The organism is Lysobacter sp. ESA13C (assembly GCF_019970005.1).
Taxonomy (GTDB): domain Bacteria; phylum Pseudomonadota; class Gammaproteobacteria; order Xanthomonadales; family Xanthomonadaceae; genus Lysobacter; species Lysobacter antibioticus_B.
Genome location: NZ_JAHXYK010000038.1, coordinates 1 through 854 on the forward strand (window position 1 = coordinate 1; position 854 = coordinate 854).

At 63.3% G+C, this 854-nt stretch carries 1 protein-coding gene; it reads left to right on the plus strand.

Annotation, left to right across the window (positions count from 1 at the left end):
* A partial coding sequence (locus tag LC490_RS24230; RefSeq protein ID WP_223621900.1) for an AMP-binding protein occupies positions 1-854 on the plus strand: 854 nt, incomplete at both ends.

An 854-nucleotide genomic window follows, 5' to 3' on the forward strand; every position in this document is an offset into this window, starting at 1 on the left:
TCGGGCGCCGTGGCAGGACGCGCCGGCAGACGATCCGGTCCGCGGGACGTTGTCGCCGCATCATCTGGCGTACGTGATCTACACGTCCGGCTCCACCGGCCAGCCCAAGGGCGTGATGGTGGAGCATTTGGGATTGGCCAATCAGATCCTCGATCTATCCGGTCGTTACGGAATAGACGCGCGCGACAGACTGCTGCAGTTCGCACCGTTCGTGTTCGACGTTGCCACGCAGGAGATTTTCTGCGCCCTGATCAACGGCGCGGGATTGGTACTGCGCAATGTGGCCTGTCTTGCCACCGCAGAGGGATTCTGGGCGTTTTGCCGCGCATACCAGGTGACGATTGCCGACTTGCCGGCGCGCTTCCTACAGTTCCTGTGCGGAGGGGGGCTGAGCGCCTCTGCCATTCGTGTGCTGATAACGGGCGGCGAAGCGGTCGATTGGCCGAGCCTGGGGACATTGTTTACGCCCGTACGGGAAGAGTTTCGGGTATTCAACGCGTATGGCCCAACCGAGGCCAGCATCAATGCGGCCATTCATCTTGTCAGGGAGATTGATCCGCGCAAGCAGGTGATCGGCAAGCCGATATCGAACACGAAGATCTACATCGTCGACCGGCTTGGCCAGCCGGTGCCGATCGGCGTGCCGGGCGAGCTGTACATCGGCGGCGCCGGTGTTGCGCGGGGTTATCTGAATCGGCCGGAGCTGACGGCGGAGCGCTTCGTGCGCGATCCGTTCAGTGCGGTCCCCGAGGCGCGGATGTATCGCTCGGGCGACCTGGGCCGCTGGCTGCCGGACGGTACGATCGAGTTCCTGGGTCGTAACGATTTCCAGGTGAAGGTGCGCGGCTTCCGGA